We start from the raw sequence: 15,491 nt of genomic DNA, 5'->3' as shown, positions 1-15,491 counted from the left end.
TCAGGCGGGTGTTCCTCTTCAGGAGACTCCGATGTCCGTTGAGCACGCTGCGGTACAACGCGCCGATTTCGACCAGGTAATGGTTCCCAACTACGCGCCTGCCGCTTTCATTCCGGTGCGTGGCGCCGGTTCCCGCGTCTGGGACCAGAGCGGTCGCGAGCTGATCGACTTCGCCGGCGGGATTGCCGTAAACGTATTGGGCCACGCGCATCCGGCGCTGGTCGGTGCCTTGACCGAGCAGGCGAACAAGCTGTGGCACGTGTCCAACGTGTTCACCAATGAGCCGGCCCTGCGCCTGGCGCACAAGCTGATCGACGCCACGTTCGCCGAGCGCGTGTTCTTCTGCAACTCGGGCGCCGAAGCCAACGAGGCCGCGTTCAAGCTGGCCCGTCGCGTAGCGTTCGACCGTTTCGGCAGCGAAAAATACGAGATCATCGCCGCGCTCAACAGCTTCCACGGTCGTACCCTGTTCACCGTCAACGTCGGTGGCCAGTCGAAGTACTCCGACGGTTTCGGTCCGAAAATCACCGGCATCACTCACGTTCCTTACAACGATCTGGCCGCGCTGAAAGCGGCGGTGTCCGACAAGACCTGTGCGGTCGTGCTCGAACCGATCCAGGGCGAGGGCGGTGTACTGCCGGCCGAACTGGCTTACCTGCAAGGTGCCCGCGAACTGTGCGACGCGCACAACGCGCTGCTGGTGTTCGACGAAGTGCAGACCGGCATGGGCCGTACCGGTCACCTGTTCGCCTACCAGCATTACGGCGTAACCCCGGACATCCTGACCAGCGCCAAGAGCCTGGGCGGTGGTTTCCCGATCGCCGCGATGCTGACCACCGAAGCGCTGGCCAAACATCTGGTCGTCGGCACCCACGGCACCACTTACGGCGGTAACCCGCTGGCGTGCGCCGTCGCCGAAGCAGTGATCGACGTGATCAACACCCCCGAGGTGCTGAGCGGCGTCAACGCCAAGCACGACAAATTCAAGACCCGCCTGCAGCAGATCGGCGAGAAGTACGGCCTGTTCACTCAGGTGCGTGGCCTCGGTCTGTTGATCGGTTGTGTGCTGAGCGACGCCTGGAAAGGCAAGGCCAAGGACATTTTCAACGCCGCTGAAAAAGAAGGCCTGATGATTCTGCAGGCCGGCCCGGACGTCATTCGTTTCGCCCCGAGCCTGGTGGTGGACGACGCCGATATCGACGCCGGCCTCGACCGCTTCGAACGCGCGGCTGCTGCACTGACGCAAGCCTGATAGACCCTTCGGCGCCCGAGGATTCGGGCGTCGATCAAAATTTTATGCCGAACCCGATCCACTGTAGGAGTGAGCCTGCTCGCGATTGCGGTATGTCAGTCGACTCATTGGTTTCTGACAGACCGCAATCGCGAGCAGGCTCACTCCTACAAGGTCCGGTGTTTTTTCTTCTGTAAATTTATAAGAGAAAGGAGTGACACCATGCTGGTGATGCGCCCTGCGCAAATGGCTGATCTGGGCGAGGTACAGCGTCTGGCTGCGGACAGTCCGATTGGTGTCACTTCCTTGCCGGATGACGTGGAACGTCTGAGCGACAAGATCGCGGCGAGCGAAGCCTCGTTCGCCGCCGAAGTGAGTTTCAACGGTGAAGAGAGCTACTTCTTCGTCCTCGAAGACACCGCCACCGGCAAACTGGTCGGCTGCTCGGCCATCGTTGCCTCGGCCGGTTACTCCGAGCCGTTCTACAGCTTCCGCAACGAGACCTTCGTCCACGCCTCCCGCGAGCTGAAGATCCACAACAAGATCCACGTGCTCTCGCAATGCCACGACCTTACCGGCAACAGCTTGCTGACCAGTTTCTACGTGCAGCGTGAGCTGGTCGGTTCGCCGTGGGCCGAGCTCAACTCCCGTGGCCGCCTGCTGTTCGTCGCCAGCCACCCGGAGCGTTTCGCCGATTCGGTGGTGACCGAGATCGTCGGTTACAGCGACGAGAACGGCGATTCGCCATTCTGGGACGCAATCGGGCGCAACTTCTTCGACCTCAACTACGCCGAGGCCGAACGCCTGTGTGGCCTGAAGAGCCGCACGTTCCTCGCCGAACTGATGCCGCATTACCCGATCTACGTGCCGCTGCTGCCGGATTCCGCTCAAGAAGCGATGGGCCAGGTGCACCCGCGTGCGCAGATCACCTTCGACATCCTGATGCGCGAAGGCTTCGAGACCGATCACTACATCGACATTTTCGACGGTGGCCCGACCCTGCATGCGCGTGTTTCGGGGATCCGTTCGATCGCCCAGAGCCGTGTAGTGCCGGTGAAGATCGGCGAGCCGGTCAAAGGTGCCGGACGCCAGTATCTGGTGGCCAACGCGCAGTTGCAGGATTACCGCGCGGTGTTGCTGGAACTGGATTACGCGCCGGGCAAACCGGTGACCCTGGATCTGGAAGCAGCCGAAGCCCTGGGCGTCGGTGAAGGTGCCAGCGTGCGCCTGGTGGCGGTTTAACGCCTTAGCGAGTTTCACGGGTGGCGAAGGCGGCCCGTTTGAGGAGATAGCATGATTGTTCGTCCCGTACGCAGCAGCGATTTATCCGCGCTGATCGACCTGGCCCGCAGCACCGGCACCGGCCTGACCACCTTGCCGGCCAATGAAGAGCGCCTGACCCATCGGGTCGGCTGGGCCGAGAAGACCTTTCGCGGCGAAGCCGGCCGTGGCGATGCGGACTACCTGTTCGTGCTCGAAGACGACAACGGTCGCGTGGTGGGGATTTCCGCCATCGCCGGCGCGGTCGGTCTGCGCGAGCCGTGGTACAACTTCCGCGTCGGCCTGACCGTCAGCGCCTCGCAAGAGCTGAACATCTATCGCGAGATTCCGACGCTGTTCCTCGCCAACGACCTGACCGGCAACTCCGAGCTGTGCTCGCTGTTCCTGCATGCCGATTACCGCACTGGTCTGAACGGCCGCATGCTGTCCAAGGCGCGCATGCTGTTCATCGCCGAGTTCCCTGAGCTGTTCGGCAACAAGATCATCGCCGAGATGCGCGGCGTCTCCGACGAAGCCGGTCGTTCGCCGTTCTGGGAAAGCCTGGGTCGGCACTTCTTCAAGATGGAATTCAGCCAGGCCGATTACCTGACCGGTGTTGGCAACAAGGCGTTCATTGCCGAACTGATGCCGAAATTCCCGCTGTACACCTGCTTCCTGTCGCCGGATGCGCGCAACGTCATCGGTCAAGTACACCCCGACACTGAACCGGCACTGGCGATGCTCAAGAGCGAAGGTTTCAGCTATCAGGGCTACGTCGACATCTTCGACGCCGGCCCGGCCATCGAGTGTGAAACCAGCAAGATCCGCGCAGTCCGCGACAGCGAAGCACTGGTGCTGGCGATTGGTACGCCGGGCGATGATGCTACGCCGTTCATCATCCATAACCGCAAGCGCGAAGACTGCCGCATCACGGCTGCGCCAGCCCGACTGGCTGCTGGCACGCTAGTGGTCGATCCGCTGACCGCCAAACGTCTTCAACTCAACGCCGGCGATCAAGTGCGCGCCGTGGCGTTGTCTGCTGCTCGGGAGTCGAAATAATGAATTCGCTATACATCGCAGGTGAATGGCTGGCCGGTCAGGGCGAAGCATTCCAGTCGCTGAATCCGGTGACCCAGCAAGTGCTGTGGTCGGGGGAAGGTGCGACTGCCGCTCAGGTCGAGTCGGCCGTGCAGGCTGCGCGTCAAGCGTTTCCGGGTTGGGCGCGGCGTTCGCTGGACGAGCGTATCAGCGTGCTCGAAGCCTTCGCCGCCGCCCTGAAAAACCACAGCGACGAACTGGCCCGCACCATCGGCGAGGAAACCGGCAAGCCTCTGTGGGAAGCCGCGACTGAAGTCACCAGCATGGTCAACAAGATTGCGATCTCGGTGCAGAGCTACCGCGAACGTACCGGCGAGAAGAGCGGCCCGCTGGGCGACGCCACCGCCGTACTGCGCCACAAGCCACATGGTGTGGTGGCGGTATTCGGCCCTTACAACTTCCCCGGCCATTTGCCGAACGGGCACATCGTGCCGGCGCTGCTGGCCGGTAACAGCGTGCTGTTCAAGCCAAGCGAGCTGACGCCGAAAGTCGCCGAGCTGACGGTCAAGTGCTGGATCGAAGCCGGTCTTCCGGCCGGCGTGTTGAACCTGCTGCAAGGTGCTCGCGAAACCGGTATCGCGCTGGCGGCGAACCCGGGCATCGACGGTCTGTTCTTCACCGGTTCGAGCCGCACCGGCAATCACCTGCACCAGCAGTTCGCCGGGCGTCCGGACAAGATTCTTGCTTTGGAAATGGGTGGCAACAACCCGCTGGTGGTCGATCAGGTGGCTGATCTGGACGCGGCGGTGTACACGATCATTCAGTCGGCGTTCATCTCCGCCGGTCAGCGTTGCACCTGCGCCCGTCGTCTGCTGGTGCCGCAAGGCGCGTGGGGCGACAGCCTGCTCAAGCGTCTGGTGGACGTCAGCGCGACCATCGAGGTCGGTGCGTTCGATCAGCAACCCGCGCCGTTCATGGGCTCGGTGATTTCCCTTGGCGCGGCGAAAGCGCTGATGGATGCCCAGCAACACCTGCTGGCCAATGGCGCGGTGTCGTTGCTGGCGATGACTCAGCCGCAAGCGCAGTCTGCCTTGCTGACCCCGGGCATTCTGGATGTGACCGCCGTGGCCGAGCGTCCGGACGAAGAACTGTTCGGCCCGTTGCTGCAAGTGATTCGCTACGCCGATTTCGCTGCGGCGATCGCTGAGGCCAACGACACCGCTTATGGCTTGGCGGCTGGTTTGCTGTCGGATTCCGAAGATCGTTATCAGCAGTTCTGGCTGGAAAGCCGCGCCGGTATCGTCAACTGGAACAAACAGCTGACCGGTGCGGCGAGCAGCGCGCCGTTCGGCGGTGTTGGCGCTTCGGGCAACCATCGCGCCAGCGCCTACTACGCGGCGGATTACTGCGCGTATCCGGTGGCGTCGCTGGAAACACCGAGCCTGGTGTTGCCTGCGGCCCTGACGCCTGGCGTGAAAATGGCGTAACGGCCATCGCGAGCAGGCTCACTCCTACAGGATTTGTGTCGTACACAACATGTGTGTTCCCCGCCAAACCTGTAGGAGTGAGCCTGCTCGCGATAGCCGCGACGCGGTCTGACTGAATTGTTACTTGAAGCCTATAACAACAGATTCTCGTGGAGCCTCGCTGATGAAATCCTATGAAGTCAATTTTGACGGTCTAGTGGGGCCGACCCATAACTACGGTGGTCTGTCCTACGGCAACGTTGCGTCCCAGAGCAACAGCCAGCAGTCCTCGAACCCGAAGGAAGCGGCGCTGCAAGGTCTGGCGAAGATGAAAGCGCTGATGGAAATGGGCTTTCAGCAAGGCGTGCTGGCGCCGCAGGAGCGTCCGGACGTGGCCGCGTTGCGCCGTCTGGGTTTCAGCGGCACCGACGCGCAAGTGATCGAGCGCGCCGCGAAGGAAGCCATGCCGTTGCTGGTCGCCAGTTGCTCGGCATCGAGCATGTGGGTGGCCAACGCCGCTACTGTCAGCCCGAGTGCCGACACCGCTGACGGTCGCGTGCATTTCACCGCCGCCAACCTCAACTGCAAATACCACCGCAGCATCGAACACCCGACCACCAGCCGCGTGCTCGGTGCGATGTTCGCCGATCAGCAACACTTCGCCCATCACGCCGCGTTGCCGGCGGTGGCGCAGTTCGGTGACGAAGGCGCGGCCAACCACACGCGTTTCTGCCGTGAGTACGGCGAGGCCGGTGTCGAGTTCTTCGTGTTCGGTCGCAGCGCGTTCGACACCCGCTACCCGGCGCCGCAGAAGTACCCGGCGCGCCAGACTCTGGAAGCCTCGCAAGCGGTAGCGCGTCTGCACGGTCTGCGTGACGAGGGCGTGGTTTACGCGCAGCAGAACCCGGCGGTGATCGACCAAGGCGTATTCCACAACGACGTGATCGCGGTGGGTAATGGCGAGGTGCTGTTCTATCACGAGGACGCGTTCCTCGACACCGAACAGATGCTGGCCGAGTTGCAGGGCAAACTGGCCAAGGTCGGCGGCAAGTTCCAGTCGATCTGCGTGCCGCGTTCGGCGGTCACCGTCGATGACGCAGTGCGCTCCTACCTGTTCAACAGCCAGTTGCTGTCGCGTCCTGATGGCTCGATGCTGCTGATCGTGCCGGAAGAATGCCGTGGCAACGAGCGCGTGTGGAACTACCTGCAAGGTCTGACCAGCTCCGGCGGGCTGATCCGCGAAGTCAAAGTCTTCGACCTCAAGCAGAGCATGCAGAACGGCGGTGGCCCGGCGTGCCTGCGACTGCGCGTCGCGCTCAACGAAACCGAGCTGGCGGCGGTCAACCCAGGGGTTATCATGACGGCCCCGTTGTACGGTTCGTTGACCGCATGGGTTGAAAAGCACTACCGCGACCGCCTGAGCGAAACCGATCTGGCGGACCCGCAGTTGCTGCTTGAATGCCGGACGGCACTGGATGAACTGACGCAAATCCTTAAACTGGGCGCGGTTTATCCATTCCAGATTAATTGATGGCCGGCGCGTCGCCTGAACGCGACGCGCGGCTTGTCTCCCCAAGAGAGTAAAAACATGAGCGATTCCCTGCAGCTGATCCTTGAAGACACCGACGGCACGCAACTGCAAACCTCGTGCACCCGCGTCGCGGTCATGTGGCAAGGCAAAGAGCTGTGGATCCAGCAGGACGGCCGTGGCCAACTGCTGATCGGCGTGGACGTCGAGGAAGGTGACGAAGAGTACGCCAACCTGCTGCTGCGCCCATTGGCAACTAATCTGGTAAGTCTGCAACTGGAAATGGAGCCGGCTGACGTCGGCGACGACGAAGACCACGTGCACGGCCCGGATTGCAACCACGATCACTAAGGAAACCGCTCTATGCTCGCCCTCGGCAAACTGCTTGAACTGACCCTCGCCGGCCGCGAACCGGCGGAGAAGACTCAACTGACTGTCGAAGGCGTGCGCATGCGCTGGTTGAGCGAGGGTGCGCTGGAAGTCCGGCCACCCGAAGCGCGTGACAATGGCCTGGACCTGCTGCTGTCGGCGGGTATCCACGGCAATGAAACAGCGCCGATCGAGTTGCTCGATCGGCTGCTGCATGACATCGCTCGCGGCGATCTGAAGCCGCGTGCACGCATTCTGTTTCTGTTCGGTAACCCGGAAGCGATCCGCAAGGGCGAGCGCTTCGTCGAGCAGGATGTCAACCGGCTGTTCAACGGCCGGCATGAACAAACCAGCGGTTCCGAAGCCATCCGCGCCTGTGAGCTGGAACGGCTGGCGGCGAGCTTCTTCAGCCTGCCGGATCGGCAGCGCCTGCACTACGACTTGCACACCGCCATTCGTGGTTCGAAGATCGAGCAGTTCGCGCTGTATCCGTGGAAGGAAGGTCGCCAGCATTCGCGCCGCGAGCTGGCGCGTCTGCGCGCCGCCGGGATGGAAGCGGTGCTGCTGCAGAACAAGCCGTCGATCGTGTTCAGTTCCTACACCTACGACAAGCTCGGTGCCGAGGCTTTCACCTTGGAACTGGGCAAGGCGCGGCCGTTCGGGCAGAACGAAGGGGTGGATGTTTCACGTCTGGAAACTCGTCTGAAGCAGATCATCGAAGGCAATGAGCCGGATCTGGCAGCAGAGGGACTGGATGGTTTGCAGCTGTTCAGCGTCGCCCGGGAAATCATCAAGCACAGCGATGCGTTCCGCCTGAACCTGCCAGCGGACATCGAGAACTTTTCTGAATTGGATGTGGGTTATGTGCTAGCCGAAGATCTGGCCAATACCCGCTGGGTCATCGAGGAAGAGGGCGCGCGGATCATCTTCCCTAATCCCAAGGTCAAGAACGGCTTGCGTGCGGGCATCCTGATCGTGCCGGCCACCGACGAACATCTCGCCTGACGCAATTAGGCAACTGACGCAAATCCCCTGTGGGAGCGAGCCTGCTCGCGAATGCTGACCGTCAGCCAGCAATTATGATGGCTGACACACCGCATTCGCGAGCAGGCTCGCTCCCACATTTGATTTGAGTGAGGTCAAAACCTCACTCAGCTTTAGACCGCTACAGCACGCGGCTCACTGCGACGCAGCGCACGAACCTTCTGCAGCGTATCCGCGCAAGTCCGCGCCGCTTCCTGACCCTTGTGCACGAAGTGCTCGAAGAAGAACTTCTGATGTTCTTCACCGGCATGGAAGTTATGCGGGGTCAGGGACACCGAGAACACTGGCACTTCGGTTTCCAGTTGCACCTGCATCAGGCCGCTGACCACTGACTGGGCGACGAATTCGTGACGATAGATGCCGCCATCCACGACCAGAGCGGCCGCGACGATGCCGGCATAACGGCCAGTTTTGGCCAGCAACTTGGCGTGCAGGGGCATTTCAAAGGCGCCGCCGACTTCGAAGAAGTCGATGTCCGATTCCTGATAACCCTGAGCCAGCATTTCGGCGACGAAGCCTTTACGGCTCTGGTCGACGATTTCCTTGTGCCAGCAGGCCTGGATGAACGCAACGCGCTCGCCGTGAGGGTGTTTGGTTTTGCTGTCGATAGCGGTGGGTTGCATGTTCTGACTCCTGTTTGTGTGAAAAACAGGGCGTTATGAATCGAAAGGGATTCAAGGGTACGCACGAGCACACAAGCGCGGGCGGCCCTTTGGCGTCAATCCCGTTCTCTCTTCATCCGGACTATGACCGTCGGCCCCGGAATCACACCGGGTCTGCTGACCTTGTCGCCGATCACAGCCTTTGCCGTGTTCGTCGCCAAGCGCTCGCGGGCTATGCGCATTGCGCGCAATTACCGCCGGTGGGGAATTGCACCCCGCCCTGAGAACGTTTTTGCCGCCCTTTCTCGGGCGGCGCAGCGTTTTTATCACATATTTTCCGGCCTTGCACAGAACCTGTGGGAGCGAGCCTGCTCGCGAAAGCGGTCTGTCAGTGACACATCTGCTGACTGACACACTGCTTTCGTCGGAACGCCGCCCGGAGCAGGCTCGCTTGTATGTTTAGACTTGAAGGGGTGGGCGGGACTACAGACTCGATTCTGACTCTGACCAGTACAGACCGTGGGAGACTTCTCGTCCCGCCCCTTCTACCCAAAGCGCCAATAAGGAATTCATCGGTAAACCGACGATAGAGACAAGCCAGCGCAACGGTAGACCCCAACAAGCTCTTAAACCCTAGCTCCGAGGATTCGTCATGACAATCCTTACTTCGCAGACGGTTGTTGGTATCGATATCGCCAAGGCCGAAATCGTTGTCTATCGCGCCGACTTGGAAACCATTGAAGCGGTCAAGAATGATCGTGCCGCCCTCAAACGTTGGCTCAAAACTCTGCCCGCGCAAAGCGCTATCGCTGTCGAAGCCACCAATATCTACCATTTGGAGACTGTTGATCTGGCTCATGCGATGGGACATCAGGTCTATGTGGTGGATGCTTATCGAGTCAGCCACTATCGTCGCGGTGTCGGTCAGCGAGCCAAAAATGATCCCTGCGATGCACGCGTGCTCGCACGCTATCTGACGAATGAACAAAGCAAACTGCGGCTTTGGAACCCGCCTCCTAAAGCCTACACCGTACTGAAAAGCTTGCTGCACAGACGCGCGACGCTGATTCAGAACCATACGGGTCTGATGTTGAGCTGGGCCGACGAACCCTTGCTGAAGAAAGAACGTACGGCTCAGCAAAAGGCATTCGAGCGATCCGACAAGGTCATTCAAAAACTGCTGCGCAAAGTCAGCAAAGAGGCCGGTATTGATGACAATATTGACCGCTGCAAAGCAATCGAGGGCGTGGGAGAGCTGACTGCGACTGGGTTGGCAACGACCTATATGCGCGGTGACTTTGCCAACAGCGACGCGTTCATCGCGTTTTTGGGTATGGATCTGACGGTGGACGATTCGGGGAAAAAGAACGGCCCGAGGTTCCTGAGCAAAAAAGGAGATCCGGAGATCCGTCGATTAGCCTACAACGCCGCAATGGCGGCGTGTCGCTCAACCAAGTGGAAGCCTTTTTACGAGTCATACTTGGCCAGAGGCTTCTCGAAAACACAGGCATTGGTAGCTCTTGCTCGCAAGCTCTGCCGAGTGGCATTCACCCTGATGAAGAATCAGGGCGAATACCGATCAGTTTGAGATTCTAGGGTTGCTGAGCAACATAGAATCTCCCACATGGATGGCGTGTTCGCAAGAAGTAACCTGACCTTTTCGCGCTCAGGGGTTGATTAATCGGCGCCATGACCGCAGTAATTCACCTTCGAAAAGGGATTTCCCCTGCTGACCAGAGGCCAGGTTCATGAGCGTTATCGATCTTCGCAGCGACACCGTCACTCAACCGACTCCAGCCATGCTCGACGCGATGACTGCGGCGGCTACCGGTGACGACGTGTACGGCGAAGATCCGACGGTCAATCGTCTGGAGGCCGAATTGGCGAAAAGGCTGGGTTTCGCGGCTGCGCTGTTCGTGCCGACCGGCACCATGAGCAACCTGCTCGGGCTGATGGCGCATTGCGAACGTGGCGACGAATACATCGTCGGCCAGCAGGCGCACACCTATAAGTACGAGGGCGGCGGCGCGGCGGTGCTCGGTTCGATCCAGCCGCAGCCGCTGGAAGTGCAGGCCGACGGTTCGCTGGATCTGGATCAGGTAGCAGCGGCGATCAAGCCCGATGACTTTCACTTTGCCCGTACCCGGCTGCTGGCGCTGGAAAACACCATGCAGGGCAAAGTGTTACCGCTGGAGTATCTGGCCCGCGCGCGCCAATTCACGCGGGAGCACGGCCTGGCCCTGCATCTGGACGGCGCGCGGCTGTACAACGCGGCAGTCAAGCTTGGGGTGGATGCCCGCGAGATCACGCAACATTTCGATTCGGTGTCGGTGTGCCTGTCCAAAGGCCTCGGCGCGCCGGTCGGTTCAGTGCTGTGTGCCACTGAGCAGCTGATCGGCAAGGCCCGCCGCCTGCGCAAAATGGTCGGCGGCGGCATGCGTCAGGCCGGATTGCTGGCAGCGGCGGGGCTGTATGCACTGGATCACAACGTCGAGCGCCTGGCCGATGACCACGCCAACGCGCAGTTTCTGGCTGAAGGCCTGCGCGAGGCCGGGTTCAGCGTCGAGCCGGTGCAGACCAACATGGTGTACGTGCAAATGGGCGACCAGGCCGAAGCGCTCAAGGTGTTTGCCGCCGAACGCGGGATCAAGTTGAGCGCCGCCGCGCGCTTGCGCATGGTCACGCACATGGACGTCAGTCGCTCGCAAATCGAGCAAGTGATCGCGACATTCGTCGAGTTTTCGCGCAAGTGACAGCGTTAGCCGTCCAATTGACCGTTACTATCGTATAAACACGCTGTACCCCGCGCGAAGGGCCGATATAATGCGGCCCTTTGCCGTCGTTTCGTCTGTTGACGTTTCGTACAGGCCTTTGGCCGCAGCCTCCGTGGAAGAACCTAATGAAAAGCGCAGAAATCCGTGAAGCCTTCCTTCGCTTCTTCGAAGAGCAAGGCCACACCCGTGTAGCCTCCAGCTCTTTGATTCCGGGCAACGACCCAACCCTGCTGTTCACCAACGCGGGGATGAACCAGTTCAAGGACTGCTTCCTGGGCCAGGAAAAGCGCGCGTACACCCGCGCAACCAGCAGCCAGAAGTGCGTGCGTGCCGGTGGCAAGAACAGCGACCTGGAAAACGTCGGTTATACCGCTCGTCACCACACCTTCTTCGAAATGCTCGGTAACTTCAGCTTCGGTGACTATTTCAAGCACGACGCGATTACCTTCGCCTGGACCTTCCTGACCGGCGTTCTGAAACTGCCGAAGGAAAAACTCTGGGTCACCGTCTACGCCTCCGACGACGAAGCGTATGACATCTGGACCAAGCAGATCGGCGTGCCGGTCGAGCGCATGATCCGTATCGGCGACAACAAAGGCGCGCCTTACGCGTCCGACAACTTCTGGACCATGGGCGATACCGGCCCGTGCGGCCCGTGCACCGAGATTTTCTACGATCACGGCGACCACATCTGGGGCGGCCCACCGGGTTCGCCGGAAGAAGACGGCGACCGTTACATCGAGATCTGGAACAACGTGTTCATGCAGTTCAACCGCACCGCCGATGGCGTGTTGCATCCGTTGCCAGCGCCGTCGGTCGACACCGGCATGGGCCTGGAGCGGATCAGTGCGGTGATGCAGCACGTCAATTCCAACTACGACATCGACCTGTTCAAGAACCTGCTCAAAGCCTCGGCCGAAGCGATCGGCTGCGAAAACGGCGATCAGTCGTCGCTCAAAGTGGTGTCCGACCACATCCGTTCGTGCGGTTTCCTGATCGCCGACGGCGTGCTGCCGTCCAACGAAGGCCGCGGCTACGTGCTGCGCCGGATCATTCGTCGCGCCTGCCGTCACGGCAACAAGTTGGGCGCCACCGGCAGCTTCTTCTACAAGATCGTCGCTGCGCTGGTCGCCGAGATGGGCGAAGCCTTCCCGGAACTGAAGAAGCAGCAGAGCAACATCGAGCGCGTACTGAAGGCCGAAGAAGAGCAGTTCTCCAAGACCCTGGAGCACGGCTTGAAGATTCTCGAACAGGATCTGCTGGAACTCAAAGGCACCGTGGTGCCGGGCGACGTGGTATTCAAACTCTACGACACCTACGGTTTCCCGATGGATCTTACGGCTGACATCGCTCGCGAGCGCGGCCTGACCGTCGACGAGGTCGGCTTTGAACGTGAAATGGAAGCCCAGCGTGTTCGTGCGCGTTCCGCCAGCTCGTTCGGTCTGGACTACAACACCCTGGTCAAGGTTGATGTGGCCACCGAGTTCACCGGTTACAAAGACACCAGCGGTTCGGCAAAAATCGTCGCTATCTATAAAGATGGCCAGTCGGTCGACGTTTTGAGTGAAGGCGAAGAGGCGGTGATCGTCCTGAACCAGACGCCGTTCTACGCTGAATCCGGCGGCCAGATCGGCGACTGCGGTTTCCTCCAGGCCGGTAACGCACGTTTCGACGTCCGTGACACCACCAAGACCGGCGGCGCATTCCTGCACCACGGCGTGCTGGATTCCGGCAGCCTGACCATCGGCGCGCCAGTGGAAACCCATGTCGATGCCGAGGTGCGTCACGCGACTTCGCTGAATCACTCGGCCACCCACTTGCTGCACGCTGCGCTGCGTCAGGTACTGGGCGAGCACGTTCAGCAGAAGGGTTCGTTGGTGGATAGCCAGCGTCTGCGCTTCGACTTCAGCCACTTTGAAGCGATCAAGCCGGAGCAGATCAAAGCGCTGGAAGACATCGTCAACGCCGAGATCCGCAAGAACTCCGCAGTTGAAACTGAAGAAACCGACATCGAAACCGCCAAGCAGAAAGGCGCGATGGCGCTGTTCGGCGAGAAGTACGGCGACAACGTGCGCGTGCTGAGCATGGGCGGCGATTTCTCTGTCGAGCTGTGTGGCGGTATCCACGCCAACCGTACCGGTGACATCGGCCTGCTGAAGATCATCAGCGAAGGCGGTGTGGCATCGGGTGTGCGTCGTATCGAGGCAGTCACCGGTGCTGCGGCACTGGCCTACTTGAACGCTGCAGAAGAACAACTCAAGGAAGCGGCCAACCTGGTCAAGGGCAGCCGCGACAATCTGATCGACAAGCTGTCGGCCGTGCTGGAGCGCAACCGCGCGCTGGAAAAGCAACTCGAGCAGTTGCAGGCCAAGGCTGCCAGCGCCGCGGGCGACGATCTGTCGAACTCGGCAGTCGACGTCAAGGGCGTGAAGGTTCTGGCCGCACGTCTGGATGGTCAGGATGGCAAGGCGCTGCTGGCGCTGGTCGATCAGCTGAAAAACAAACTCGGCCGCGCAGTGATCCTGCTCGGCAGTGTCCATGAGGAAAAGGTCGTACTGGTTGCAGGCGTAACCAAAGACCTGACTGGCCAACTCAAAGCCGGTGATTTGATGAAACAGGCTGCTGCGGCAGTGGGCGGGAAGGGCGGTGGTCGTCCGGACATGGCGCAGGGCGGCGGTGTTGACGCCGGCGCACTGGATGGCGCGCTGGCGCTGACCGTTCCATTCGTCGAGCAGGGTTTATAAGACGGCCCGCCGGGCCCGCAGTCTAGTGGCGGGCCCGGCGGCTGTTCGAGTGATTATTGGGCGCCCTTCATGGGCAGAGGCGGCTTTGAAATGGCTTTGATCGTACAGAAATTTGGAGGCACCTCGGTCGGCACTGTCGAGAGAATCGAGCAGGTCGCCGACAAGGTTAAGAAATTCCGCGATGCCGGCGATGACCTGGTGGTTGTGCTGTCTGCAATGAGCGGCGAAACCAACCGTCTGATCGATCTGGCCAAGCAAATCAGTGGCGACGTGCAACCGGTTCCGCGTGAACTGGATGTGATCGTTTCCACCGGTGAGCAGGTGACGATTGCCCTGTTGGCCATGGCGCTGATCAAGCGCGGTGTGCCGGCGGTGTCGTACACCGGTAATCAGGTGCGGATCCTGACGGACAGTGCGCACAATAAAGCGCGTATCTTGCAGATTGATGACCAGAAGATTCGCGGTGATCTGAAAGCAGGTCGCGTGGTGGTTGTCGCCGGTTTCCAGGGCGTCGACGAGCACGGCAACATCACCACCCTCGGCCGTGGCGGTTCCGATACCACAGGCGTGGCACTGGCGGCTGCATTGAAGGCTGACGAGTGCCAGATCTACACCGACGTCGATGGTGTCTACACCACTGACCCGCGTGTGGTGCCGGTCGCTCAGCGTCTGGACAAGATCACCTTCGAAGAGATGCTGGAAATGGCCAGCCTCGGTTCCAAGGTGCTGCAGATCCGTGCGGTGGAATTCGCCGGCAAGTACAACGTTCCGCTGCGCGTACTGCACAGCTTCAAGGAGGGTCCGGGCACCCTCATTACTATTGATGAAGAGGAAACCATGGAACAGCCGATCATTTCCGGCATCGCTTTCAACCGCGATGAAGCCAAGCTGACCATCCGTGGCGTGCCAGACACCCCGGGTGTGGCGTTCAAGATTCTCGGCCCGATCAGTGCCGCGAACATCGAAGTCGACATGATCGTGCAGAACGTTGCGCACGATAACACCACCGACTTCACCTTCACCGTGCACCGCAACGACTACCAGGCCGCACAGACCGTGCTGGAAAACACCGCTCGCGAGATCGGTGCCCGGGAAGTGGTGGGCGACACCAAGATTGCCAAGGTCTCGATCGTCGGCGTCGGCATGCGTTCCCACGCAGGCGTGGCCAGCCGCATGTTCGAATCCCTGGCCAAGGAAAGCATCAACATCCAGATGATCTCGACGTCGGAAATCAAGGTTTCCGTGGTGATCGAAGAGAAGTATCTGGAGCTGGCCGTGCGCGCCCTGCACACGGCTTTCGAACTGGATGCGCCGGCCCGTCAGGGCGAGTAAATCCGGTCACCTGAAGGGCGCGGTCTGACCGCGCCCTTTATTTTTTGAATGGCGCGAGCCCTGAACTGTTCTTTTGCTCGCGCTGGTCAATACTCAGGCATGT

General features: G+C 60.6%; 12 protein-coding genes and 1 riboswitch. Of the genes, 11 read left to right on the top strand and 1 reads right to left on the bottom strand.

Going from position 1 to position 15,491, the window contains the following annotated elements:
• Positions 1–31 precede the first annotated feature (31 nt).
• The 7 genes from ACOYXG_RS19880 to astE all read left to right on the top strand — a co-directional run bounded on the left by ACOYXG_RS19880 (position 32) and on the right by astE (position 7,897).
• Positions 32–1,252 (top strand): aspartate aminotransferase family protein, encoded by a 1,221-nt coding sequence (locus ACOYXG_RS19880; RefSeq protein ID WP_460353539.1) that lies wholly within the window; start codon positions 32–34, stop codon positions 1,250–1,252.
• A gap of 201 nt (positions 1,253–1,453) precedes the next feature.
• Positions 1,454–2,473 carry an arginine/ornithine succinyltransferase subunit alpha gene (gene aruF / locus ACOYXG_RS19875; RefSeq protein WP_025112905.1) on the top strand — a complete coding sequence of 340 codons (1,020 nt, stop codon included), beginning with the start codon at positions 1,454–1,456 and terminating at the stop codon, positions 2,471–2,473.
• Positions 2,474–2,524: 51 nt separating this feature from the next.
• A complete protein-coding gene (gene astA, locus ACOYXG_RS19870; protein ID WP_027612638.1) occupies positions 2,525–3,550 on the top strand; it encodes an arginine N-succinyltransferase in 1,026 nt (341 codons plus the stop codon).
• Positions 3,547–5,016, top strand: coding sequence for a succinylglutamate-semialdehyde dehydrogenase (gene astD / locus ACOYXG_RS19865; RefSeq protein WP_460358510.1), 1,470 nt, complete (start codon positions 3,547–3,549; stop codon positions 5,014–5,016). The genes astA and astD overlap by 4 nt, the downstream gene beginning before the upstream one ends.
• A gap of 163 nt (positions 5,017–5,179) precedes the next feature.
• Positions 5,180–6,526: an N-succinylarginine dihydrolase gene (gene astB / locus ACOYXG_RS19860; RefSeq protein WP_003227272.1), complete on the top strand. Its 1,347-nt coding sequence runs from the start codon at positions 5,180–5,182 to the stop codon at positions 6,524–6,526.
• A 57-nt stretch (positions 6,527–6,583) separates the two neighbouring features.
• Positions 6,584–6,874, top strand: coding sequence for a hypothetical protein (locus tag ACOYXG_RS19855; protein ID WP_027612641.1), 291 nt, complete (start codon positions 6,584–6,586; stop codon positions 6,872–6,874).
• Between the two features lie 12 nt (positions 6,875–6,886).
• On the top strand, positions 6,887–7,897 hold the full coding sequence (astE, locus tag ACOYXG_RS19850) for a succinylglutamate desuccinylase (protein WP_027612642.1): 1,011 nt from the start codon (positions 6,887–6,889) through the stop codon (positions 7,895–7,897).
• A 152-nt stretch (positions 7,898–8,049) separates the two neighbouring features.
• Here astE and ACOYXG_RS19845 read toward each other — a convergent pair whose 3' ends face one another.
• Positions 8,050–8,559, bottom strand: a complete 510-nt coding sequence (locus ACOYXG_RS19845; RefSeq protein WP_027612643.1) for a 6,7-dimethyl-8-ribityllumazine synthase — start codon at positions 8,557–8,559, stop codon at positions 8,050–8,052.
• A 99-nt stretch (positions 8,560–8,658) separates the two neighbouring features.
• A riboswitch (FMN riboswitch) is annotated at positions 8,659–8,830 on the bottom strand.
• A gap of 360 nt (positions 8,831–9,190) precedes the next feature.
• On the opposite strand from ACOYXG_RS19845, the gene ACOYXG_RS19840 reads away from it, so the two are divergent.
• The 4 genes from ACOYXG_RS19840 to ACOYXG_RS19825 all read left to right on the top strand — a co-directional run bounded on the left by ACOYXG_RS19840 (position 9,191) and on the right by ACOYXG_RS19825 (position 15,388).
• A complete protein-coding gene (locus tag ACOYXG_RS19840) occupies positions 9,191–10,126 on the top strand; it encodes an IS110 family transposase (RefSeq protein WP_103369841.1) in 936 nt (311 codons plus the stop codon).
• A 160-nt stretch (positions 10,127–10,286) separates the two neighbouring features.
• A complete protein-coding gene (gene ltaE, locus ACOYXG_RS19835) occupies positions 10,287–11,291 on the top strand; it encodes a low-specificity L-threonine aldolase (RefSeq protein WP_460353533.1) in 1,005 nt (334 codons plus the stop codon).
• 146 nt (positions 11,292–11,437) lie between these two features.
• Positions 11,438–14,056 (top strand): alanine--tRNA ligase, encoded by a 2,619-nt coding sequence (gene alaS / locus ACOYXG_RS19830; protein WP_098965156.1) that lies wholly within the window; start codon positions 11,438–11,440, stop codon positions 14,054–14,056.
• A gap of 90 nt (positions 14,057–14,146) precedes the next feature.
• Positions 14,147–15,388, top strand: a complete 1,242-nt coding sequence (locus tag ACOYXG_RS19825; RefSeq protein ID WP_025112914.1) for an aspartate kinase — start codon at positions 14,147–14,149, stop codon at positions 15,386–15,388.
• Positions 15,389–15,491: the final 103 nt, after the last annotated feature.

This window comes from Pseudomonas sp. G3-39 (genome assembly GCF_054790485.1).
This window is presented reverse-complemented; position numbering and strand designations above follow the sequence as displayed.

Coding starts and splice junctions, on each gene's coding strand:
- ACOYXG_RS19880 (WP_460353539.1), top strand. CDS start 32: ATGTCCGTTGAGCACGCTGCGGTACAACGCGCCGATTTCGACCAGGTA.
- aruF (WP_025112905.1), top strand. CDS start 1,454: ATGCTGGTGATGCGCCCTGCGCAAATGGCTGATCTGGGCGAGGTACAG.
- astA (WP_027612638.1), top strand. CDS start 2,525: ATGATTGTTCGTCCCGTACGCAGCAGCGATTTATCCGCGCTGATCGAC.
- astB (WP_003227272.1), top strand. CDS start 5,180: ATGAAATCCTATGAAGTCAATTTTGACGGTCTAGTGGGGCCGACCCAT.
- ACOYXG_RS19855 (WP_027612641.1), top strand. CDS start 6,584: ATGAGCGATTCCCTGCAGCTGATCCTTGAAGACACCGACGGCACGCAA.
- astE (WP_027612642.1), top strand. CDS start 6,887: ATGCTCGCCCTCGGCAAACTGCTTGAACTGACCCTCGCCGGCCGCGAA.
- ACOYXG_RS19845 (WP_027612643.1), bottom strand. CDS start 8,559: ATGCAACCCACCGCTATCGACAGCAAAACCAAACACCCTCACGGCGAG.
- ACOYXG_RS19840 (WP_103369841.1), top strand. CDS start 9,191: ATGACAATCCTTACTTCGCAGACGGTTGTTGGTATCGATATCGCCAAG.
- ltaE (WP_460353533.1), top strand. CDS start 10,287: ATGAGCGTTATCGATCTTCGCAGCGACACCGTCACTCAACCGACTCCA.
- alaS (WP_098965156.1), top strand. CDS start 11,438: ATGAAAAGCGCAGAAATCCGTGAAGCCTTCCTTCGCTTCTTCGAAGAG.
- ACOYXG_RS19825 (WP_025112914.1), top strand. CDS start 14,147: ATGGCTTTGATCGTACAGAAATTTGGAGGCACCTCGGTCGGCACTGTC.